Source organism: Streptomyces sp. NBC_01446 (assembly GCF_026340095.1).
GTDB lineage: Bacteria > Actinomycetota > Actinomycetes > Streptomycetales > Streptomycetaceae > Streptomyces > Streptomyces aureus.
This window is the reverse complement of record NZ_JAPEPO010000002.1, coordinates 1,288,542-1,308,555: the sequence shown is the minus strand read 5'-3', so window position 1 is coordinate 1,308,555 and position 20,014 is coordinate 1,288,542. Positions and strand designations below refer to the sequence as shown.

18 protein-coding genes and 2 pseudogenes are annotated in these 20,014 nt (G+C 71.2%); 8 read left to right on the top strand and 12 right to left on the bottom strand.

Annotation, left to right across the window (positions count from 1 at the left end; genetic code table 11):
• The first annotated feature begins 168 nt into the window (after positions 1 to 168).
• Positions 169 to 1,396, top strand: a pseudogene (locus tag OG456_RS43750) (RNA-guided endonuclease InsQ/TnpB family protein).
• Here OG456_RS43750 and OG456_RS43745 read toward each other — a convergent pair.
• The 5 genes from OG456_RS43745 to OG456_RS43725 form a co-directional block, all read right to left on the bottom strand.
• The gene (locus tag OG456_RS43745; protein WP_266570660.1) at positions 1,393 to 2,076 is read right to left on the bottom strand and encodes a TetR/AcrR family transcriptional regulator; all 684 of its coding nucleotides are present in this window, start codon (positions 2,074 to 2,076) and stop codon (positions 1,393 to 1,395) included. The pseudogene OG456_RS43750 and the gene OG456_RS43745 sit on opposite strands and share 4 nt — an antisense overlap.
• 70 nt (positions 2,077 to 2,146) lie before the next feature.
• Positions 2,147 to 3,187 (bottom strand): PhlD, encoded by a 1,041-nt coding sequence (locus OG456_RS43740; protein ID WP_266570659.1) that lies wholly within the window; start codon positions 3,185 to 3,187, stop codon positions 2,147 to 2,149.
• Between the two features lie 52 nt (positions 3,188 to 3,239).
• Positions 3,240 to 4,085 (bottom strand): helix-turn-helix domain-containing protein, encoded by an 846-nt coding sequence (locus OG456_RS43735; protein WP_266570658.1) that lies wholly within the window; start codon positions 4,083 to 4,085, stop codon positions 3,240 to 3,242.
• Positions 4,086 to 4,567: 482 nt separating this feature from the next.
• A complete protein-coding gene (locus OG456_RS43730) occupies positions 4,568 to 5,617 on the bottom strand; it encodes a hypothetical protein (protein WP_266570657.1) in 1,050 nt (349 codons plus the stop codon).
• A 93-nt stretch (positions 5,618 to 5,710) separates the two neighbouring features.
• On the bottom strand, positions 5,711 to 6,922 hold the full coding sequence (locus OG456_RS43725; protein WP_266570656.1) for a DUF4032 domain-containing protein: 1,212 nt from the start codon (positions 6,920 to 6,922) through the stop codon (positions 5,711 to 5,713).
• A 168-nt stretch (positions 6,923 to 7,090) separates the two neighbouring features.
• Here OG456_RS43725 and OG456_RS43720 point away from each other — a divergent pair, with 168 nt between their 5' ends.
• The 3 genes and pseudogenes from OG456_RS43720 (at position 7,091) to OG456_RS43710 (ending at position 8,867) form a co-directional block, all read left to right on the top strand.
• On the top strand, positions 7,091 to 7,552 hold the full coding sequence (locus OG456_RS43720) for a hypothetical protein (RefSeq protein ID WP_266570655.1): 462 nt from the start codon (positions 7,091 to 7,093) through the stop codon (positions 7,550 to 7,552).
• A gap of 62 nt (positions 7,553 to 7,614) precedes the next feature.
• A pseudogene (locus tag OG456_RS43715) lies at positions 7,615 to 7,833 on the top strand (transposase); the annotation flags it as partial.
• Between the two features lie 110 nt (positions 7,834 to 7,943).
• Positions 7,944 to 8,867 carry a phosphotransferase family protein gene (locus OG456_RS43710; protein ID WP_266570654.1) on the top strand — a complete coding sequence of 308 codons (924 nt, stop codon included), beginning with the start codon at positions 7,944 to 7,946 and terminating at the stop codon, positions 8,865 to 8,867.
• Here OG456_RS43710 and OG456_RS43705 read toward each other — a convergent pair.
• Positions 8,835 to 9,761 (bottom strand): Gfo/Idh/MocA family protein, encoded by a 927-nt coding sequence (locus OG456_RS43705; protein WP_266570653.1) that lies wholly within the window; start codon positions 9,759 to 9,761, stop codon positions 8,835 to 8,837. The two genes, OG456_RS43710 and OG456_RS43705, sit on opposite strands and share 33 nt — an antisense overlap.
• Before the next feature lie 368 nt (positions 9,762 to 10,129).
• On the opposite strand from OG456_RS43705, the gene OG456_RS43700 reads away from it, so the two are divergent.
• From OG456_RS43700 to OG456_RS43690, 3 genes are read left to right on the top strand one after another with little or no spacing between them, the layout of a single operon-like run.
• Positions 10,130 to 11,611, top strand: a complete 1,482-nt coding sequence (locus OG456_RS43700) for an MFS transporter (protein WP_266570652.1) — start codon at positions 10,130 to 10,132, stop codon at positions 11,609 to 11,611.
• A gap of 4 nt (positions 11,612 to 11,615) precedes the next feature.
• Positions 11,616 to 12,254 carry a TetR family transcriptional regulator gene (locus OG456_RS43695; RefSeq protein WP_266570651.1) on the top strand — a complete coding sequence of 213 codons (639 nt, stop codon included), beginning with the start codon at positions 11,616 to 11,618 and terminating at the stop codon, positions 12,252 to 12,254.
• Complete coding sequence (locus tag OG456_RS43690) at positions 12,251 to 13,033, top strand: nucleotidyltransferase domain-containing protein (RefSeq protein WP_266570650.1); 783 nt, start codon at positions 12,251 to 12,253, stop codon at positions 13,031 to 13,033. Before OG456_RS43695 ends, OG456_RS43690 begins: the two co-directional genes overlap by 4 nt.
• A gap of 134 nt (positions 13,034 to 13,167) precedes the next feature.
• Here OG456_RS43690 and OG456_RS43685 read toward each other — a convergent pair whose 3' ends face one another.
• The 4 genes from OG456_RS43685 to OG456_RS43670 form a co-directional block, all read right to left on the bottom strand.
• A complete protein-coding gene (locus OG456_RS43685; protein WP_266570649.1) occupies positions 13,168 to 13,947 on the bottom strand; it encodes an arylamine N-acetyltransferase in 780 nt (259 codons plus the stop codon).
• A 109-nt stretch (positions 13,948 to 14,056) separates the two neighbouring features.
• Complete coding sequence (locus OG456_RS43680; protein ID WP_266570648.1) at positions 14,057 to 15,307, bottom strand: cytochrome P450; 1,251 nt, start codon at positions 15,305 to 15,307, stop codon at positions 14,057 to 14,059.
• Positions 15,308 to 15,423: 116 nt separating this feature from the next.
• Entirely contained in the window at positions 15,424 to 15,654 is a 231-nt protein-coding gene (locus OG456_RS43675; RefSeq protein WP_266570647.1) for a hypothetical protein, read from the bottom strand.
• A 135-nt stretch (positions 15,655 to 15,789) separates the two neighbouring features.
• The gene (locus OG456_RS43670; protein ID WP_266570646.1) at positions 15,790 to 17,271 is read right to left on the bottom strand and encodes a cytochrome P450; all 1,482 of its coding nucleotides are present in this window, start codon (positions 17,269 to 17,271) and stop codon (positions 15,790 to 15,792) included.
• Positions 17,272 to 17,394: 123 nt separating this feature from the next.
• Here OG456_RS43670 and OG456_RS43665 point away from each other — a divergent pair, with 123 nt between their 5' ends.
• Positions 17,395 to 18,003, top strand: coding sequence for a TetR/AcrR family transcriptional regulator (locus tag OG456_RS43665; protein ID WP_266570645.1), 609 nt, complete (start codon positions 17,395 to 17,397; stop codon positions 18,001 to 18,003).
• Positions 18,004 to 18,022: 19 nt separating this feature from the next.
• Here the strand turns inward: OG456_RS43665 and OG456_RS43660 are convergent, their stop codons facing one another.
• Both OG456_RS43660 and OG456_RS43655 read right to left on the bottom strand, forming a co-directional pair.
• Positions 18,023 to 19,492 carry a SulP family inorganic anion transporter gene (locus OG456_RS43660; RefSeq protein WP_266570644.1) on the bottom strand — a complete coding sequence of 490 codons (1,470 nt, stop codon included), beginning with the start codon at positions 19,490 to 19,492 and terminating at the stop codon, positions 18,023 to 18,025.
• A 122-nt stretch (positions 19,493 to 19,614) separates the two neighbouring features.
• On the bottom strand, positions 19,615 to 19,992 hold the full coding sequence (locus OG456_RS43655; protein ID WP_266570643.1) for a hypothetical protein: 378 nt from the start codon (positions 19,990 to 19,992) through the stop codon (positions 19,615 to 19,617).
• Positions 19,993 to 20,014 lie beyond the last annotated feature (22 nt).

Here is a 20,014-nt window from a genome sequence, read left to right as displayed (position 1 = left end):
GAAGACGCCCCGGCCTTCAGGCCGGGGAGGAATCGGACCCCTGCGGAGCAGGGCAGGGGAAGCCGATTCGCCGGCGGGGCGGATCGGCGTCCACCGGCCGTGGTGGTGAGGTAGCCCATATTGGGTCAGAGCTCTCAACTGTCAGTCCTCCCGGATAGGTTGCTGTTCATGACGATCGCGGCGCTGGAGACGGCAGGTGTCGGGCATGCCCGCTACACCTTCCGCCTTCGCGTGTCGTCCACCGCAACTGGCGCCCTCGAAGCGGAATGGGCGCGGTGCCGGTGGCTGTGGAACGAGTGCTGCGCCCGCTCGAAGAAGGCGCACGCCGCGAACGAGAAGTGCGGTCCGGCCCGGCTGGACAAGATGCTGACCCAGGCGCGTGCCAGCATGGGCTGGCTGCGTGAAGGCTCCAGTGTTCCTCAGCAGCAGGTGATACGCGATTTCGCGAAGTCGCGGGCGAAGGCGCTGAAGGACATCAAGGCCGCTGTGCCGATGCGGCAGCGGGCCGGGATGCCCCAGTACAAGAAGAAGCACCAGGACGACCCGTCGCTGAACTACACCCGGCGGGGTTTTCGGCTCAGGGACGGCCGCCTGCACCTGGCAGGCGGCATCGCCGTGACGGTCGTGTGGTCGCGTGCCCTTCCCGATCCACCCTCCAGCGTCCGCGTCTACCGCGACAGCACCGGAGCTTGGTACGCGTCGTTCGTCGCCCGGGGCATGACCGAGACGCTGCCGGGAACCGGCCGGGTGATCGGGATCGACTGGGGTGTGAAGGAGACTGCGACCACTACCAGCGACGACCACGACCTTCCTCACCCGCAGCACGGGAAGAGGGCCGCCCAGCGCTTGGCGCACTATCAGCGGATGATGTCTAGGCGTAAGCCGAAGCGTGGATGCGCCGGATCGAGGGGCTACCGCGTGGCGAAGCGGCAGGCGGCGAAGCTGCACAAGAAGGTGGCCCGGCAGCGTCAGGACACCGCCCGCAAGTGGGCCAAGAAGGTCGTCCGTGACCATGACGCCCTGGCCGTGGAGGACTTCCGGCCGAAGTTCCTTGCGAAGTCCACCATGGCCAGGAAGGCCGCTGACGCGGCGATCGGCGCGACCAGGACTGCCCTGGTCGAGATGGGCCGTAAGCACGGCCGATCCGTGCACCTGGTGCACCCGGCGCACACCACGATGGACTGCGCAGACTGCGGAGCGAGAACCAAGCACGCGCTGCCTCTCTCAGAACGAACGTATACGTGCACCACGTGCGGGATGTCCCGGCCGCGGGACAAAAACTCGGCCCGTGTGATGCTCGTCCGGGCTGGTCTCTGTCCCGGCTAGTGCTGATCGTGTAAGACCTGCATCCCCGCCGGGGATCAGGCCACGTGAGCTAGGAATCCCCCTGCCTTAGCTGGGGGAGGTTTCAATCTCTGGTTGCGATGTGGGTGGGGGGGCCGACGCGAGGACGGCCTCCCCGGTCAGGGCGTCGTAGGCCTGCCCCACCAGGTCTGCGAGATCTGTGTCGTGCCCGTCGCCGCGGGCCCACTGGCGCAGGGCGGCGGTGAGCACGCCGGCCGCGGCGCCGACGACGACGGCCGGGCGCAGATCTCGGTCCCGGTCGGTGCCGAGCCGGTCGGCGATGATGCGCACGGACTCGTCCTGGGCGTCCACCCGGAGGCGTTCGTACGCGGCGAAGAGCGCCGGTTCCGTGTCGAGGGCCGCGAGCAGGGCACGCATGTGCGGCCTGAGGTGCGGGGCGGACGGCTCCGCCAGCCACTGCTCGACGGCCCTGCGGTAGGCGAGCATCGGGGGCTCGCTCGCGGGGCGGGCACGCAGGGCCGCGTTGATCCGGTCGGCGTCGGTACGCGTGAAGTCGAGGGCGGCGTCCTCCTTGCCGCCGAAGTGGCGGCTGAAGGTGCGGCGCGTGACGTCGGCGCGGTCGGCGATGGCCTCCACGGTGACGGCGCCCAGACCCCGCTCCAGCACGAGTCCGACGGCCGCGGCGGCGAGCGCTTCCCGGGTCTGCCGGGCCTTGCGCTGCCGACGGTCCTCGGCGGGTTCGGTGAGTGGTGCGGGGTCGCTCGCCTTCATGTTTTCGAGCGTACACCCATGATGTCCCAATGGGACATGTGTCCCGGCGGGACATGAGGGGCGCGGTGGGTCAGGCGTGCCAGTGACCGTGGAGGGCGGCGGTGGTGAAGCCGGGCCCGTACGCGACGGCGACGCCTTTGGTTCCGGCGGCGGGAGGGGCGGTGTGGGTGCGCTCCAAGACCCGGAGAACGCTGACGCCACCGAGGTTTCCCTCCTCGGAGAGGGTGTCCGTGGAGTGCCGGGCGGCGTGGGCGTCGAGACCGAGGGCGGTGGCAGTGTCGGTGATGATGCGGGGACTGCCGGGGTGGATGACGACGAAGCCCGGAGCGCGGGTGCCGACCCAGTTCCGGAGCACGGGCAGTACGTCGTCTGTGGCCGCGAGGGCCTTCTTGGTGGAGTCGAAGTGCAGACCGTCGGTGTCGATCCGGCCGCTGTACCGGTCGAGGCTGTCCGGCAGGAAGTACTCGAAACTGTCGTCGATCGCGAGACCGGGCGCCAGCGGCTCACCGCTGACGACGGTCGCTGCGGCCGAGTCGCCGAACAACGACTTGTAGATCATCGATTCGACGCTGGTGTCGTTGTGGTTGTACACGCTGGAGATCGTCTCCGCCGCCACCACCAGGACCTTGCTCCCGGGGCGTGCCGCGACGAGTTCGGCCGCCCGGATGAGGGCTTGGATGCCACCCGAGCAGGCCAGTGTCGTGAGCGCGATGCGGCGTACGGTCGGCCGTAGCCCGAGGCGGGCGACGAGATGGGCGTCGAGGTTGGGGACGGACCAGCCCGTGGAGTGGGTTGTGACGATGGCATCGATGTCTTCGCGCGCCACGCCCGTGCTGTCGAGCACCGTCAGCGCGGCCTGTTCCGCCATGGTGAGGGCATCACCGAAGGCCGCCTCGGCGCGCTCGCGTACTCCGGCCGAACCCGAGACCGTGGGGGAGTCCAGGGGGCGGGTGAAGTACCGCGTGCGCACTCCGCAGTTGGCGAGGACGCGCAGGATCACCGTGAGTCGGGGATGCCCCGGATGACGGTTGCGGATGTCGTCGGTTATGTCCTCCGTGGTGACCTTGTGGGGTCCGAGGACGGTTCGGGGCATCGAGACGAAAGCGGGCACGGTGTCTCCCACAGGGCTGGGTCGGGATGTGGGGGGTGCCGCTCAACGTACTTCACCTGGCTTCGTTCGGCCCGAGTGGATGGCGCCGGAGCATCGGCGTACGCATGTGGGAGCGGCTTGTGCCGGGATGGAAGACGAGGATGATCAGTCGAGCGCCCGGAGCGGTCATGGGCTGCGCCGCGCACATCGTCACCCAGCCGGGACCATGTACCGCGTGCATGAGAGGGCGTTCGTCCCCGTCCGGGTGGATGGAGGCGCCGCCCGACTCGTAGATGGGCGCGGCCTGGGGGTCCGCGAGGACTTCCTTCTCAATCTGGCGCAACGTTTCGTCGTGCGGCCTGGAGACGAGGGCCGCCCGAAGTTGCGGCATCACCAACGGAGCCCACGCCGTGTGCCAGTTCGTCAAGGACGTCCGGCCGTCGGGATCCATGAGCATCCAGCGCATCGTGTTCTCCGGTACCCGACTGCCGGGGAAGAGGTCGGCGAAGGGCTGGTTCCAGGCGAGGAGATCCCAGGACGCGTCCGTCACGTACGCCATGTGGCCGATGCTGTCGACCGCCTCCTGCCACACCCCGGGCACCTCCTTTCCGGAGGAGGGGTGGAGCGGCCCCGGTGGGTCCCGGAGCAACGCGTACCGGCAGAGAAGCACCCATTCCTGCTCGTTGAGGCCGAAGAGCTGGGCGACGTCGTGCAGTAGTTCCGTGGGCGGGTTGGAGTAGCTGCCCGATTCCAGCCGGTGGTACGTCCCCAGGGTTCGGTGGAGCAGTTGGTCCACCTGGTGCTGGGAGAGGCCGGGGGCGCGTCGGCCCTGGCCTGTGGGGCGACTGAAGCCGTGGGATTCGGGGGCTATCAGGGCGCGCCGTTCACGGAGCAGGGCGCGGAGCGCCGTCTTGTTCATGGTGGGTAATCCCTTGAGGTCCACGCCGAGTTGAGCGAGTGCAGTCTAATTAATCCCATCACCTTTGGTAATAAACATTGCCCGAAGAAAACGATCAGCCGGTGCGTCATGATGGAGCCCGTGGGGTCGGCGACCTGCTGGTTTGAACACCAGTGGACGCGCGGCCACGCCGATGGGACACCTGGACCGGGACGCTCGAAAATGGCTGAATTTCCCGGTGTTGGGTATCCGTCGAACCCTCGGATCTGTTTCGGGAACAGTGCAAGGCCAGTTGTCATATTCCGATCCATGTGGCCGGAAAGTGCATCGCTTGGCCCAGTTCGGGCACTTCTCCCGGCAGATCAAGGGCTCACTGGCTGCGGCCGGTGCCGTCACTCGCCATTACGTAGCGGCCACGGTGCCGGCCGCCCGCGCATGCGCCGCCGCGCACGTGGGCCGGCCGCAGGGCGGGGCCGGCGAACCGACCCCGCCGCACCGCGCACTCACCAGTCGCCGTCCGCCACGGGCTTGCCCGCGTCCCCCAGGGGCTTGATCTGGTGCGCGCCGGGCGCCTGCCACGGCTCGTGGTCGTCGCCGAGCCAGTCACCCGTAGGTTTCACCGCCCCGAGCGTGTCCGTCGGCGCGAGATCCTCGGCGCTCTCGTCGTAGTAGTCGAACCAGGGCAGCCCCGCCCTCGTGTATGCGGCCCGGTCCACCGGCGACGGCGGCGGCTCCTCGCCCGTGATGTGGCGCCAGTCCGGCGGCGTCACCAGGTGCACGAACACGCGGCCCGCGGCCGTTTCGGCCCAGTCGGACCCGGGTCGGTCGTCCTGGAACACCTGCTGGCGCATCGTGCCGCCCGCGCCGATCCCCATCGAACGCGCCGCCTGAGCCTGCGGTGCGGCGCCCGGCGCGGCCGGCATCGGCGCCGCTCCGTAGCCGCCGGACGGCTCCATCCACTGCGTGCCGCCGGGAGCAGGTGGCACCGCCCGCGCGGCGGCCTCCCGCTTGCGGGCCTCCTCCGTGCGCCAGGCACCCAGCGCCGACTTGGTCAGAGCGAAGGCCTGGAGCTGGATCCCGCCCCAGGTCTCCTCGCCGGTGACCTGGCCCTCGACCGTGGCGCCGAGCCCCAGGGGCAGCGCCACGAACTGACGTACCGTGCCCTTCCCGGACTTGATGCCGTCGAGCCACCGCTGGCGCGGCAGCACCACGTAGTTCTGCGGATCCCGGGACAGCCGGCTGCTCCACGGCCGCCCCGAGATGGCGCACACCTTGCCCACGCCCACCTGGAGCGCGGCGGGTTCGGCCGTTCCCGCGAAGCTCAGCCACATCGCCTCGCGCAGGTACATCGGCAGCATCACGCCGCCGCGCGCCCGCCACTGAGACGGCACCGAGTCCGCGTAGTCCTCGACCCGGCGCACCGGGAACTCGCCGAGCCCCGGCGGCAGCGGATGCGTTCCGGTCTCCGGCAGGCGCAGCGTGCGTACGAACCGCACCCGCGCACCGCCCGGCAGCACCAGGCTGTTCCCGTCGACCCGCACATTCCCGGTCATGATCGTCTCCCCTCGTCGCGCGTCTTCCTCGGTGCTACCACGACGGGTCCGCGCCGCCGGTTCCGTCCCCGGCGATCTTCGGAGCGGGCGCGGTCAGGGCCGCGACCGGCCGGCGATGTTCTTGACGTAGTCCTCGACCGCCGCGTCGAGCCCGATGTCGTGCTGCGCCCGTTCGGACAGGTACCAGCGGTGTTCGAGCAGTTCGTGGTAGAGCTCGGCCGCGTCCGTCCGGTCCGGCACGTGGTCGCGTACCGCGCGCACGGTCGGCCGGAACACGTCGCGCACCCAGCGGTGGGCGAGGACCTCGGCGCGCGCCCCCAGGGGATCGCCCGGCGCGTAGTCGTCCTGCGTGGCCATCCAGCTCTCCAGGTCGTTCAGGAGCCGTCGTGCCTGGTTCTCCTCGGCGTCCATGCCGGTGAGACGCAGGAGTTGGCGCTGGTGGTGGCCCGCGTCCACGACCTTCGGCACGAACGTGACGGTGTCCCCCTGGTCCGCGTGCGAGATCTGCATCTCCGCGACGTCGAAGCCCAGATCGTTGAGGCGGCGGATGCGGCGCTCCATGTAGTGGTGCTTGCCCGCCGGGTAGACGGAGGTACGCGTCAGCTCCGTCCAGAGCGCGTCGTAGCGCTCCCCGATCTCCGTGCCGAACGCGATCGGGTCGATGGACGGATGCAGGGCGCCGGACGCCTCGAGGTCGAGCATCTCGCCGCTGATGTTGACCCGGGCGAGCTCGATGTCGTACGCGCGCTGCCCGTCGCTGAGCCGGGGGTGCAGCTCCCCGGTCTCGGCGTCCACGAGGTAGGCGGCGTACGCGCCCGCGTCCCGCCGGAACAGGGTGTTGGACAGCGAGCAGTCCCCCCACGCGAACCCCGCCAGATGCAGCCGTACGAGGAGGACGGCGAGGGCGTCCATCAGACGGTGCACGGTGCCGGGTCGCATCGTCGTCTCGAACATGGAGCGGTAGGGGAGCGAGCCGCCCAAGTGGCGGGTGATGAGGACGGGTTCGAGAGGCGCGCCGTCGGCGTCCGTGCGGCCGGTGACCACGGCGAGGGGGTCGACGGCGGGTATCGCGAGACGGTCGAGGGTGCGCAGGAGTTCGTACTCGCGCACCGCGGGCCGCTCGGCGAGTTCCTTCACGGCGACGACCTCGCTGCCCGCACGGGCGTAGCGGACGACGTGGCGCGAGATGCCACGGGGGAGCGGGACCAGGTATTTGTCCGGCCACTCCTCCAGGGGGACGTGCCAGGGGAGTTCGAGGAGGAGGGCCGGGTGTTCGGGGTTGGTGGCGCTGATCTGCAAAGTCATGCGGTCACAGTCCCTGGGTCGCGCGGTGGGTCCGGGGGTGATCGGACCCCGAAAGGGCAGCGTGGGTCAAGACCGGGGGCGGACCGGCCCGAGGGCTTCGCGGGGGACCTGCCCCTGCCCCACGCTGCCCCGGACCCGGGCTCAGTCCTTGAGGTGTTCCAGGATCCGGTGCATGCCGCTGTTCCGAACGACACCTCCGACGGCTGGTTCCACGACACGGCGCTCGGCACCGGCGCCCCCCTCACGGCTCGCGGCCGCGGCATCGAGGGCGCGGTCCCGTTGTGGACCGGCACCGCTTCGAAGGCGCAGGCCCGCGCCGTGCGCGAAATATCCAGCACGGCCAAACGAGCCCGCCAGGCTGCAGAAGGAACGGATGACCGGCGGGAGTATCTCGCCGCGATGGAGACGGCCGAGCTGACGAGGAGCGTGCTGTTCGAGACCCTCGTCCTCCTGGCGTCGTCAGCAGCGATCGAGGCCGCGCACGAAGTCAACCTCGTCCTGTGGCAAGAGGAGAACACGGCCCGTGACGGAGGCGCCACCCCCGTCGAAGGAGGGCGGGGGCTCATAGAACTGATCAACCGCTATCACGAACAGGCCCGAGCCGATCTGGGCGTTCCTCACAGCGCCTGACGCGACTGGGACTTGTCGGGCCGATCATGTGACTGCCTCGTGCCCGGGTCGCTGGTGGGAGCATGGGGCGGGGTGATCTGAGCGATGCCGAGGGGCAAACGGCTGCGGCCGTTCCTGCCGGCCGGCAACAGGCGTTGTGGCCGGTGGCGGGACCATCGGCAGGTGATCGACGGGATTCTGCACCAGGTCCGGACCGGCGTGCAGTGGCGCGACCTGCCCGAACGGTTCGGCCGTGGAAGACCGTCTACGAGCGGCACCGGTTGTGGTCGGCCGACGGCACCTAAGAACGGCTGCTCCAACAGGTCCAGGCATGGTCGGCCGAACAAAGTCCTAGTCGCCGGGCGCCGAAATCCCGTTGAGGCCCGCCTGGCCCCGTCCTAGGGTGCGGATCATGTTGCCCCTCGTGGAAACCGACGAGCAATGGGACGCCGTGGTCCCCGACGAAGCGGTCATGCGGCGGGGAGCGGACGACCTCTGCGCGCGGCTCGGCCTCACCGGCCTCCCGCTCACGCGCTACGAAGCGGGCACCCAGCCCGTCTACGCCGTCGGTGACGAGCACGTCCTGAAGCTTTTCCCGGCGGCCTCGGCGGAGGACGGCGTCACCGAAGCCCGGGTCCTCACCCATCTCGAGGGCAGGCTCCCCGTGCCCACCCCCGAGGTCCGCTCCGCGGGCGCGTACGAGAACGGGTGGCGCTACATCCTCATGTCCCGGCTGCCGGGCGAGGACCTGGCCGTGGCCTGGCCCGACATCCCGCGCGCCGACCGGGATCGCGTCGTCGCGGAGGCCGGAGCGTGCCTCGCCGCGCTGCACGCCCTCGACCCCACGCCCCTCGCCGGAGCGGTGGGCCCGGGAGAATGGGACACGTTCGTGGGCGAGCAGCGCGCGGGCGCCGTACAGCAGCAGCGCGAACGCGGCCTCGCGGAGGGCTGGTTGGAGCAGATCCCCGACTTCCTCGACTCCGTCAAGCTGCCAGCCGGGCCCGAACGCGCCCTGCTGCACACGGAGTTCATGCGCCAGCACCTCGTCGTCGACTCCCGGAACCGTGCTCTGACCGGACTCCTCGACTTCGAGCCCGCCATGATCGGAGACCCCGCCTACGACTTCGTGGCCGTCGGCCTGTTCGTCACCCGGGCCGACCCGCGCCTGATGACCCGCTTCACCGAGGCATACGGGCGCTCTTTCGCGCCCCGCACCGTGACGGCGTACACACTCCTGCACGTGTACAGCGATCTGCCCTGGTACCTGCGGGAACTGCCCGCGCCGCCGGAGGCGACGTTCGACTCACTCGCCGGGGCCTGGTTCACCGCCGGATGACCCGAGGCGGGCCTCCGCCGCCACGAGGATCTGCGTGACGCGCAACGCGAAAGCGGCGTCGCAGGCGTGCGGCCGGCCCGTGCGCACGGACTCCAGGAGCGCGTCGACCGCCACGCCGAACGCGTCGACCGACGCACCGCCCGTCGGCATCGACACGATGCCGGACTCCCCGCGCAGCTCCACGTCGACGCCCGCCGCCTTCGCCGGAGTGGTCAGACTCAACGCGGCCGTGGCGGACGCGCCCGACGCATGCGCGAGGACCAGATGCACGGTGTCCGCCGGGCCCCGCGCGGCCGTCACGGACGTGACGTCCCCGAGCACCGGAAGCAGTACGGACAGGGCGTGCGGGCCGACGTCCCACAGGGCGCCGCGCCCGACCCGCCACGGCGACGCGGTCAGCTCCGAGGTGTCGCCGGGGATGTACAGGGACCCGTACCAGTCGGCCCGACCCGTGAACCAGCCTCCCTCGACGGCCTGTTGGGCCAGCCAGTCCGACGTGACGGCGGCGAAGCGCAGGGTGAAGAACACGACGGAAGCGACCCCCGCCTCCCGTACCGCGTCCACGACCTCCCTGGCCGCAGGCACCGACGTGGCCAGCGGCTTGTCGAGGAGGAGATGACAGCCCGCGGCGGCTGCCCGCGCGGCGAGCGGTGCCTGCACGTCCGGCGGCACCGCGAACGCCACCGCGTCGCACGCCGCGAACAGCGCGTCGACGTCCTCGAAGACCCGAGTCCCATGGGCGGCGGCGACCCCGGCCGCGGCCTCGGGCCTGCGCCCCCAGACGCCCACGAGATCCGTCCCCGGGTGGGCGCGCAGAGCGGCGGCGTGCGTCCTCGAGGCCCAGGTGCCGGTGCCGACGAGCCCGACGCGAAGGGTAGTGGCAGCAGAAGTCATGGTCGGCAGTATGGCTGGCGTGCGACGGAGGGAACAGGAGCAGCCGGCGCCCCGGTGGCCTCACGCGTCCCCTTTCGGGCGAATGCCTTTCGCACCATCCCCGCCCCGGACAGCACGACCGCCACCCCTTCCACCACTCGCCCCGAAAGGTCCTCGCCGAGCACGACGGCGCCCAGCGCCGCCGAGACGACCGGCAGGAGAGGCCGGCCGTCGCCGCAGTACACCGGGGCTCGTGCCTGGTATGCAGGGCTTTGTCCATACGTTCTGGTCAGATGCGAGGGCTCTGGTGAATACTGATTCACCACTTAGGTGAATAGAAATTCACCCCACCTCCCGCCTCCGCCCTCGAGGCGTCCACCGGAGCGCTCATGGAGCCCGCGATAAACCCCGACCTACGCCCCGAAACAGCCCCACTGCCCGGTCTGCGCGGCCGGCTGACGATCCCGGTCCTCGCCTTCGGCGGCATCCTCATGGCCGTCATGCAGACCGTCGTGGTCCCGCTGCTCCCCGACCTGCCGCGGCTGACCGGAGCCTCACCCGGCGCGGTCTCCTGGACGGTCACCGCGACCCTCCTCGCCGGCGCCGTCCTCACCCCCGTGCTCGGCAGGGCGGGCGACATGTACGGCAAGCGGCGCGTCCTGCTGCTCGCGCTGGGCCTGATGACCGGCGGGTCGGTGCTGTGCGCGCTCACCTCCGACATCCGCGTCCTGATCGCGGCCCGCGCGCTCCAGGGCGCGGCTGCCGCGGTCGTCCCGCTCTCCATCAGCATCCTGCGCGACGAACTCCCGCCCCACCGCACGGGATCCGCGGTCGCCCTCATGAGCTCGACCGTGGGGATCGGTGCCGCGCTCGGCCTGCCGCTCGCCGCCCTGATCGTCCAGTACGCCAACTGGCACGTCATGTTCTGGGCGACCAGCGCCCTCGGCGCGCTCGGCCTCGCCCTCGCCTGCTGGGCCGTGCGCGAGTCGCCCGTACACGAACCGGGCCGGTTCGACACACTCGGCGCGGCCGGGATCGCCGGCGGTCTGGTCTGTCTGCTGCTCGCCGTGTCGCAGGGCGGCCAGTGGGGCTGGGGCAGCGCCCGCGTGATCGGCCTGTTCGCCGGAGCCGTCGTGATCCTGGCGCTGTGGTCGTGGCAGCAGCTGAGGGCCGAGCGACCGCTGGTGGACCTCCGGCTCGCCGTCGGCCGCCGCGTCGGCCTGCCGCACCTCGCCGCCCTGATCGCCGGATTCGCCTTCTACGCCAACTCGCTCGTCACGGCACAGCTCGTCCAGGCGCCCAAGTCCAGCGGCTACGGGCTCGGCCTCTCCATCGTGCAGACCGGCCTGTGCCTGCTGCCCAACGGCGTGATCATGCTGCTCCTCTCGCCGGTGTCGGCCCGTGTCTCCGCGGCGCGCGGCCCCCGCCTGAGCCTCGCCATCGGCGGCGCCGCCATGGCGCTCGGCTATGTCGTCCGCATCGCCGACAGCCGCGACCTGTGGGTGATCGTCCTGGGCGCCGCCATCGTGTCGACCGGCACCACGTTCGCGTACTCGGCGCTGCCCACCCTCATCCTGCGGGCCGTGCCCGCGGGCCAGACCGCCTCGGCGAACGGCGTGAACGTCCTGATGCGGACCATCGGCCAGGCAGTCTCCAGCGCCGCGGTCGCCGCGATCCTCGTCCACCACGCGACCGGCGCCGGCTTCCCGTCACTGCGCGGCTATCAGTTGGCCTTCGTCATGGCGGGTACGGTCGCCCTCGTGGTCATAGCGGCGGCGTTCACCGTTCCCGCCGACGCGGCGGACAATGGAGGGCGCAGGTCCGTCAGCGGCACGACCGGGCGGACGGACAAGGCCTTCGAAGGAGCGTGACCCCGTGACGAGCCCGGCCCCGACGGCGTCCGCCGAGGCGCAGTCCGCCTCCGGCGTGACCGGCGACCACCGTTCGGGGCCGGCCCGCCGTGACGCCGAGGCGACCAAGGCCGCCATCATCCGTGCCTGCCGCCACCTCCTCGCCCGGCACGCGCACACCGACATCACCCTCAAGGCCGTCGCCGAGCGCGCCGGGGTCAGCGCCCCGCTGATCCTCAAGTACTTCGGCAACAAGGACGCCCTGTTCTCCCAGGTGATGAACTTCGAGGCGGACGTCGAGACCTTCCTCGACGCTCCCCTGGAGGACCTCGGCCGGCACATGGTGCGCCACCTCCTCACCGGCCAGTCCGAGCACGGCGTGGATCCCATCCTGCGCATCGTGTTCGCCCCGCTCCACGGCGAACAGGGCGACATCCTCCGCGCCAACTTCCGTACCCAGGTCAGCGACCGCCTCGCCGAACGCCTGCACGGGCCGGACACGGGCCTGCGCGCCGAACTCGCCGTCTCCCTCCTCCTCGGCCTCGGCGTCATGTACGGCATCGCACGCGGCCCCCATGTGCGCTCCGCGCCCATCGAAGAGATCACCGAACGCTACGGACCAGCCGTACAGGCCCAGTTGACTCCTGGCACACTGACCGGATGACCACAGCGGAGGAACATCCGGCGGCCACGTCCGACCTGCTCGCCCGCTTTCTGACCGGGCTCCGCGAGGCGCTGCCCGCCCCGTTCTCGCTGTGGGTGCACGGGTCGCTCGCCGGCGGGGACTACCAGGAAGGGCGCAGCGACCTCGACCTCGTCGCCGTCGTCCCGCATCCGCTCAAGCCGGACGAGGAGACACGGCTCACCACGCTGCACGAGGGAATCGACGCCGAACTGCCCCTCGCGGCACACCTCCACTGCTCCTACATGTCGCGCGGCGACCTCGATGACCCTGACCGTACGCACTTCACCTGGGCGCACCGGGAGGCCTACGCCCGCACGGTCACGCCCATCACCCGGCGCGAACTCCACACCTTCGGCCTCGTGCTCCATGGGGCCCCGATCGCGAGCACCCTGCCGCCGGTGGACGACCGCACGCTCAGGGAGTACATCCTCGCCGACCTGGCCGGCTACTGGCGGCCCAGGACCGGACGCCCCGAGCTGTGGATGGAGCACGTCTGGGTCGACCTGGGACTGATGGTCCTGGCCCGGGCCACGGTCACCCTGCGCGACGGCACCCTCATCAGCAAGGCCGAGGCACTCGCCGTCCTCACCGAGCTCGGCGCACCCGCCGACGTCGTGGCGGACATCGAACGCCGACGGTACGAGGGCGGCCCGGCCGACACCGACCCCGAGTGGCTCGCGCGGCGGGCGGAGCTGACCCTCGACTGGCTCGCACCCGCACTCGACCGCACCATCGCCGCGCACACCACCGACGGCTGAGAGCCGGAGTACGGGAGAGACACCGAGTCGGAGAGTGTGAGAGCCGGAGAGACACCGAGCCGGAGGGTCGGAGGGGGAGGGCCGGAGGGCCGGGGCGGAGAGCTGGAGAGCCGGAGTGTCGGGGCGGAGCCGGATTAGGCGGTCGGATCCGCCGGTACCCGGTCGAGCTCGATGCCGAACGATTCGCGATAGGTGTCGAGCACCTCACGGTCGGACGTGAGCTCCGTGCTGTGGCGCTCGCCGCCGACCGTCGTCTTCAGCGTGCGGCCGCTCAGGGTCAGCCGGCCCTCGTCCGTGACCAGCGAGCAGACCAGCGACCGCGTGAACGTGGACCGCGACGACGTGCAGTTGTACCAGCAGCCGACCTCGAAGTCCCTCAGCTCCCGCGGGCGTTGTTCGAGGAGGTACTCCGGCGCCCCGTCCTTGGACACGCGCAGATCGCCCTCCTTCGTCTCGGCGATCCGGAAGACGCCACCCGGATCCCGCTGCTCCCCGCGCTCACCGAGGTCGAGCGGGAAGTGGCTGTGTGCCCCGAAGCCGACGTCCGCGAGCAGATCGGCCCCGTCGACGGTGCGGACGCGGAGGGCGAGATGGTCGTACGGGATGCCGAGGTGTCCCTCCTTGCCGTACACCCGGGCCTGGAGCAGGGACACCTCGAAGCCCAGCGCGGTGAGCAGCGCCGCGAACCCGCCGTTGAGCTCGTAACAGAAGCCGCCGCGGTGGCGGTCCACGAGCTTGGCGACGATCGCTTCCTCATCGATGGAGATGTCCTCGCCGAGATGGATCGAGAGGTTCTCGAACGGGACCGTTCGCTGGTGCGCGAGGTGCAGGGTGCGCAGCGCCTGTGCGGTCGGCGCCGCGGGGCGCGGGGTCGCGATGCGGCGGAGATAGGCGTCGGTGCGTGAGGCGTCCATAGGGCCAGTCTGGAGGGCCGGGCGGACCTGGGCCATGGGCGGTGGGACCGTATCGGCCCAGGTCGCGCGGCCTAGGACCAGCGGACCAGAAACCCTGAGGAGCCGTCCGTCAGGCCGCCCCGGCAACCGGCCGCAGGCGCACCGGGAGTCGGTCGACGCTGTTGCCCACGAAACCCGCCTTGCGCGCGAGCTCCGCGTCGGGCGCGGCCAGATCGAGATCGGGGAAACGGGCGAACAGGCGCTCCAGGGCGACGGTGGCCTCCAGACGGGCGAGCGGCGCCCCCAGGCAGTAGTGCGGGCCGTGGCCCAGTGAGAGATGGCGGGCGGCCGAGGCGCGCGTGACGTCGAAGCGGTCCGCGTCCGCGCCGTGCGCGCTCCGGTCACGGCCCGCCGCCGAGTAGCCCGCGAGCACCGGAGTGCCCCGGGGTATCACCGTCCCGGCCACCGTCAGATCCCGCTTCGGGTAGCGGAACGGGAAGTAGCTGACGGGGCTGTTCCAGCGCAGCGTCTCCTCCACCACGTCGGACCAGGACGCCGCGCCCGACAGGACGAGGTCGAGCTGGTCGCGGTGGGCGCACAGGGCACGCACGGCGTTCGTGATCAGGTTCAGCGTCGTCTCGTGCCCGGCGATGATCATGAGGAGCAGGGTGCCGATCAGCTCCTGCTCGCTCAGGCGGTCGCCATCCTCCTCGCGCGCCGCGATCAGCGCGCTCGTCAGGTCGTCGCCCGGCCGGCTCGCCCGGGACGCGGCGACTGCCGCGAGCACGGAGACCAGCTCACGGTTGGCGGCCACCGCCTCGCGCGGGCCGATGTCGGTGGCCACGACCTGGCCCGACAGATGGTGCAGCCCGCCCCTGAACTCCTCGTCCACGCCGAGCAGTTCACAGATCACGCTCATCGGGAGCGGCAGCGCGAACCGCCGCCGCAGCTCCACGATGTCCTCGCCCTCCGTCACGGCGGCTTCCAGCCCGTCGAGCAGCTCTGCGGTCAGCTCCTCGACGCGTGGCCGCAGGGCCTCGACGCGGCGCGCGGTGAACGCGCGGCTCACCAGCGACCGCAGCCGCCGGTGGTCCTCGTCGTCCGCGGTCGTCATGCCCTGCACGGTCGCGAACGTCATGAGCGGCCAGCCGTCGGGTATGCGGCCCTCGTTGAGCGCGGTGAAGTGCCGGGCGCTCTTGGCGACATCGGGGTGCGCGAGGAAGTCCTTGAGGGCGTCGTGGCCGAGGACCACCATGCCCTCGACGTCACCGGGCAGCACGACCGGGGCGACGGCGCCCTGGTCCAGCAGTCGCGCGTTCGCCGCGTGCGGGCAGCCACCGGCCGGATCGATACGGTGCGGGACCACGGGTGGGATCGTCAACGGAGCTCTCCTGAACGGTCTCGGGAACGCGGGAACGCGGGAACGCGGGAATCGGACGCACGCGCGCCACCTACGGACGAACACACGTACCTCACCCACGGACGAGTACACCTACCTCACGTATGAACGCGCGTCTCCGTTCCCAAGTCGTACAGCTTCTCGAGCAGCCAGGCCTCGTTTCCCGCCAGTCCCGCCCTGTCCAGGGCCTCGTCGGCCTCCGCGATCGGCAGGGCGAGGAGCGAGGCGGCGGTCCCCGACTCGCATCCGGTCAGCGCGGCGCGCGCGGTGTGCAGCAGGCGCAGGCAGGCCTGGGCCGCGGCGAGTTCGGCATTCCTGGTCGCGTTCATGTCGATGGGCCCCTCAGCTCGGCGAAGATGTGGATGTGGAGACATGTGCCTCCACTCTTGCGCACGGGTCTGACAATTCGCCTTCGACGCGAGGGGTGAGCGGGGTGCTCGGTCGTCGAACTCGGTCGATCGAACTCAGTCCGTCGTACGGACCTTCGCGCGGCGTCCCAAATTGAGCCGCAGGCCTTCCGGCATCAGCGTCAGGCGCTCCGCGACGCGCAGCCGGTAGCCCGGTTCGGGGTTCAGGTCGTAGCGGCGCAGCAGCAGGCCGAGTACCAACGTCGCCTCATGCAGGGCGAATTGGCGGCCGATGCACGCGCGCGCCCCGGTGCCGAAAGGCTTGAAGACATGCGGGGCGCGCGAGCGCACGGCCGCCGGAGCGAAGCGGTCCGGGTCGAAGGCCTCCGGGTCGTCACCCCACGCCTCCGGGTCGCGGTGCAGGAGCGATGTCAGGACCAGCGCCCAAGCGCCCCTGCGCATCGGGTGGATCCCGCCGAGCGTCGTGTCGACGGTGGCCTCGCGCGCGAACGCCGGAGCCGTCGGCCACAGCCGCAGGGACTCGTCGAGAACGCGGCGCAGATAGCGGAGCTTGGGCACTTGCTCGTAGGCGGGCTCGTCCGTGTCGCCCCACACCCGCTCCACCTCTTCACGTGCCTTCGCCAGGACGTCGGGGTGGTGCGCCAGATAGTGCAGCGCGAACGACAGGGCGCCCGACGTCGTCTCGTGCCCGGCGACGAGGAACGTGATGACCTGGCGCCGGATGTTCTCGGGGGAGAGGCGCTCCCCGGTGTCGGGGTGGGCGACCTCCAGCATGCGGTCGAGCAGGTCGCCCTGCCCGGCTGAGGGCGATCCGGGTGCGGCCCGCCGCGCGGCGACGACGTCGTCCACGGTCCGGTTGAGGTACGCCATGTCCGCGGCGTTGCGCCGCTCCGCGCCCCGCAGGAGCAGGGGGGCGAGCGACGGTGGCACCACGTTGCGGCGCTGCGCGAACGACAGCGTGCCGACCATGGCGCTCACGAACGGGTGCGGCCGCTCCCGCTCGAACGACCCGAAGTCATGGCCGAAACCGGTCCGCGCGATCGTCTCCAGGGTCAGCTTCGTCATGTCGCCGGGCACGTCCACGGCCAGGCCCGCCGCCTCCCGGGCGTCCCAGGCCGCCATCAGGCGCCCCGCGACGTCCAGCATCAGCGGGTGGTAGCCCTCCATGGCGTCGCGGCCGAAACCGGGAGCGAGCACGTCGTGCGCCAGCTGCCAGTTGGGCTCGTGGTTGTACGCGGTGAAGAGGCCGTCACCGGCCACCGGCCGCAGATTGGCGACGCCCAGGCCGACATGCTTGGCGAAGCGTGACTCGTCCGCCATGTCGGCGGCGAACCGCGCGCCCCAGACGAACACGATCTCGTTCCCGAAGGCCTTGCGGCGGAAGACCGGCCCGAGCTCCTTGCCGATCCGCATCGAGTCCTGCACCGGCGTGCGCACGTTCGCGCCGAGGATGTCGCCGACGAGGGGAATCCGTCGCGTCGGGTGCGGAATCCGGTCGAGTCCGGGCCAGCCGAGCTCGGCACTGCGAAAGCCCTTCGTCGGTGTCGAGTCCGTCGCCGGCCGCGTCAACTGAGCCATGATCCCCACCTGTTGGACGTAGAGAGTGCCTGTACCCGACCGTTGTTATACGTGGGTTCAATACGCCCCACAGTGTGGTCCCGCTATTGAATTCACGTCAAGTAATGCGAGTAAGGTGCTGCCATGGCCGCCAGGGAGCAGGAGCGCACGCGCCGTCGGCTGAGCACCGAGGAGCGCCGCGAGCAGCTGCTCAGCGTGGGCGCGCGGCTGTTCGCGCAGAGCACGTACGACGACGTCTGGATCGAGCAGGTCGCCGAGATCGCCGGCGTCTCGCGCGGGCTCCTCTACCACTACTTCCCGACGAAACGGGACTTCTTCGCCGCCGTCGTCCAGCGCGAGAGTGAGCGGATGCTGCGCCTGACGGCCGCCGTTCCCGGGATCCCCGTGCGCGACCAGATCGCCGTGGGCCTGGATACGTTTCTCGGGTATGTGGAGGCGCACGGCGAGGGCTTCCGCGCCTTCCACCGGGCCGAGGCCGCGGGCGACCCGGCCGTGCGCGAGGTGTACCGGCGGGGACTGGCCGCGCAGGAGCGCCAGATCGTCGAGGCGCTCGCCGCCGACCCTGACCGGTCCCGTGCCGACGGCGAATCCCCGGTGCTCCGGCTCGCCGTACGCGGCTGGCTGGCCTTCATGGTGGCCGTGTGCCTCGAGTGGCTCGACGAGCCGGAGCTGTCACGGGATCAGGTGCGCGACCTGTGCGCGCGGGCCCTGCTCGGCGCGATCACGACGTAGGGCTCCGCGCGGGCCGGTCTCAGCCCCCTGGAGTGGCCTGGCCCGGAGTCACCTTGACGGGCTCCGTGCCGGCGCCGCTGTGCCGGTCCGCCCAGTTCCGCAGCGCCGTCCCGAAGGCGTGGTCGAGGTGGTGAAGACCGGACAGGTCGAGCACGACGGGCCGGTCCTGCGGCAGCGCCTCCAGGCTGTCGAGGATCTTCGGCAGACGCAGGAACGTCGCGTTGCCGGTCAGATATACCTGGATCGGCCCGGCCCCCTTGTCTATGACGTCGAGCCGCACGTGCGATGCCTCCCACGCCGTCTTGGCCACCGCGAGAGCGAGGCCGACGAGCACGCCCTCGAACATGCTGACCGCGACGATCGACACCGCTGTGACGACCAGTACCAGCGCCTCGCCCCGGTGCTCACGCCACAGCTTCGCGATCTGCCGTACGGGGATCAGTTTGCCGCCCGCGTGGACCAGGACGGCCGCGAGCGCGGCGACCGGGATCACACCGAGCGCGGCGGGCAGCAGCGCCGCGAACAGCAGCAGCCATACACCGTGCAGGACCCGGGACGCCTTGGTGCGGGCGCCCGCCTGGACGTTGGCGGCGCTGCGCACGATCACCGCCGTCATCGGCAGCGCGCCGAGCAGCCCGCACACCGTGTTGCCGGTGCCCTGCGCGATGAGTTCCTTGTCGTACGTGGTGCGCGGCCCGTCGTGCATCCGGTCGACGGCGGCCGCGCTGAACAGGCTCTCGGCGGAGGCGATGAGGGTGAACGCGAGGACGGTGCCGACGACCCCGACGCTCGCGAGCTGCGCGAACGCGTCGGCGCCGGGCGGCTGTACGGACTCGATCAGACCCTGCACCTCGACCCGCGCGACCGGCAGCCCGAACCCGGCCGCCGCCAGCGTCGCGAGCCCCACCGCGGCGAGCGGCGCGGGCACCACCTGGGCCGCCTTGGGCAGCCGCTTCCAGCCGAGCAGCACGACGATCGTGCCGACGCCGAGGGCGAGCGCGGTGAGCGCCTTCGGCGAGGTGGCCGAGCCGATCAACAGCCCGGGCAGTCCGGCGAGTTTGTCGATACCCGACGCGGGCGCCGGCGTGTCGGCCATCGCGTAGAGCTGCCCGGCGATCAGGACGAGGCCGATCCCGGCGAGCATGCCCTCGACGACCGCTACTGAGATCGCCCGGAACCAGCGGCCCAGGCGCAGGCTGCCCATGAGGAGCTGGAGCAGCCCCGCCGCGAGCACGACGACGCCGAGCACCGGCAGGCCGTACGCCTGCACGGCCTCGTACACGAGCACGGTGAGCCCGGCCGCGGGCCCGCTCACCTGCAGACTGCTGCCGGGCATGGAGCCGGCCACCAGACCGCCCACGATGCCGGTGACGAGGCCCAGTTCGGCCGGGACGCCGGACGCCACGGCCACGCCCACGCACAGCGGCAGGGCGACCAGGAACACGACGAGAGACGCGGCGAAGTCCTGCCGCGGTACCAAACGCTTCACGAGCGCATACCTCCAGCGCGCCCCGTGCGGGGCGCGTAGTCCTACACGTGCGGAGTGTCACGGGAGGCGGGCAGGAGGGTGCGCCGAAGACGCGGGGGAACTGCTCCTGCCCTCGGGCGCTCTCAGCAGCGGAAGACCTGGAGTATGACGGGGAGGGAGTCGGCCGCCCGTCTCGGCTGGCGGTGCGGGGACCTTTCGCCGGCGCCCGCCGTGGGCGCGACACCCGGGTCCCCGGCCTGGACCTGCCACGGGCACACGGCCCCGCGCACGGTGCCGTCGGGCACGTACTCCTCCGCGCGGTACCGGTCGCGGGGCAGGTAGTGGTGGGACGAACTCCGGGGCAGCTCGGTGTCGTCGCACGTGGCGACCGGGCCGCCGGTGTACGGCACCGACTCGTGCGCGGACGCGGACGGGGCGCCCTTGACCAGGAGTTGGAGGACGAGCATGCCGACCGTGAGGGCCATCAGGCAGGCCCTCGCTGTCGTCGTGCCCCGTGCCATCCGGTCGGCCCCCTGGTCGCGT

Coding starts and splice junctions, on each gene's coding strand:
- OG456_RS43735 (WP_266570658.1), bottom strand. CDS start 4,085: ATGAACAAGACGGCGCTCCGCGCCCTGCTCCGTGAACGGCGCGCCCTG.
- OG456_RS43730 (WP_266570657.1), bottom strand. CDS start 5,617: ATGACCGGGAATGTGCGGGTCGACGGGAACAGCCTGGTGCTGCCGGGC.
- OG456_RS43670 (WP_266570646.1), bottom strand. CDS start 17,271: ATGGCTCAGTTGACGCGGCCGGCGACGGACTCGACACCGACGAAGGGC.
- OG456_RS43705 (WP_266570653.1), bottom strand. CDS start 9,761: ATGACTTCTGCTGCCACTACCCTTCGCGTCGGGCTCGTCGGCACCGGC.
- OG456_RS43700 (WP_266570652.1), top strand. CDS start 10,130: ATGGAGCCCGCGATAAACCCCGACCTACGCCCCGAAACAGCCCCACTG.
- OG456_RS43710 (WP_266570654.1), top strand. CDS start 7,944: ATGTTGCCCCTCGTGGAAACCGACGAGCAATGGGACGCCGTGGTCCCC.
- OG456_RS43725 (WP_266570656.1), bottom strand. CDS start 6,922: ATGACTTTGCAGATCAGCGCCACCAACCCCGAACACCCGGCCCTCCTC.
- OG456_RS43745 (WP_266570660.1), bottom strand. CDS start 2,076: ATGAAGGCGAGCGACCCCGCACCACTCACCGAACCCGCCGAGGACCGT.
- OG456_RS43665 (WP_266570645.1), top strand. CDS start 17,395: ATGGCCGCCAGGGAGCAGGAGCGCACGCGCCGTCGGCTGAGCACCGAG.
- OG456_RS43690 (WP_266570650.1), top strand. CDS start 12,251: ATGACCACAGCGGAGGAACATCCGGCGGCCACGTCCGACCTGCTCGCC.
- OG456_RS43675 (WP_266570647.1), bottom strand. CDS start 15,654: ATGAACGCGACCAGGAATGCCGAACTCGCCGCGGCCCAGGCCTGCCTG.
- OG456_RS43655 (WP_266570643.1), bottom strand. CDS start 19,992: ATGGCACGGGGCACGACGACAGCGAGGGCCTGCCTGATGGCCCTCACG.
- OG456_RS43685 (WP_266570649.1), bottom strand. CDS start 13,947: ATGGACGCCTCACGCACCGACGCCTATCTCCGCCGCATCGCGACCCCG.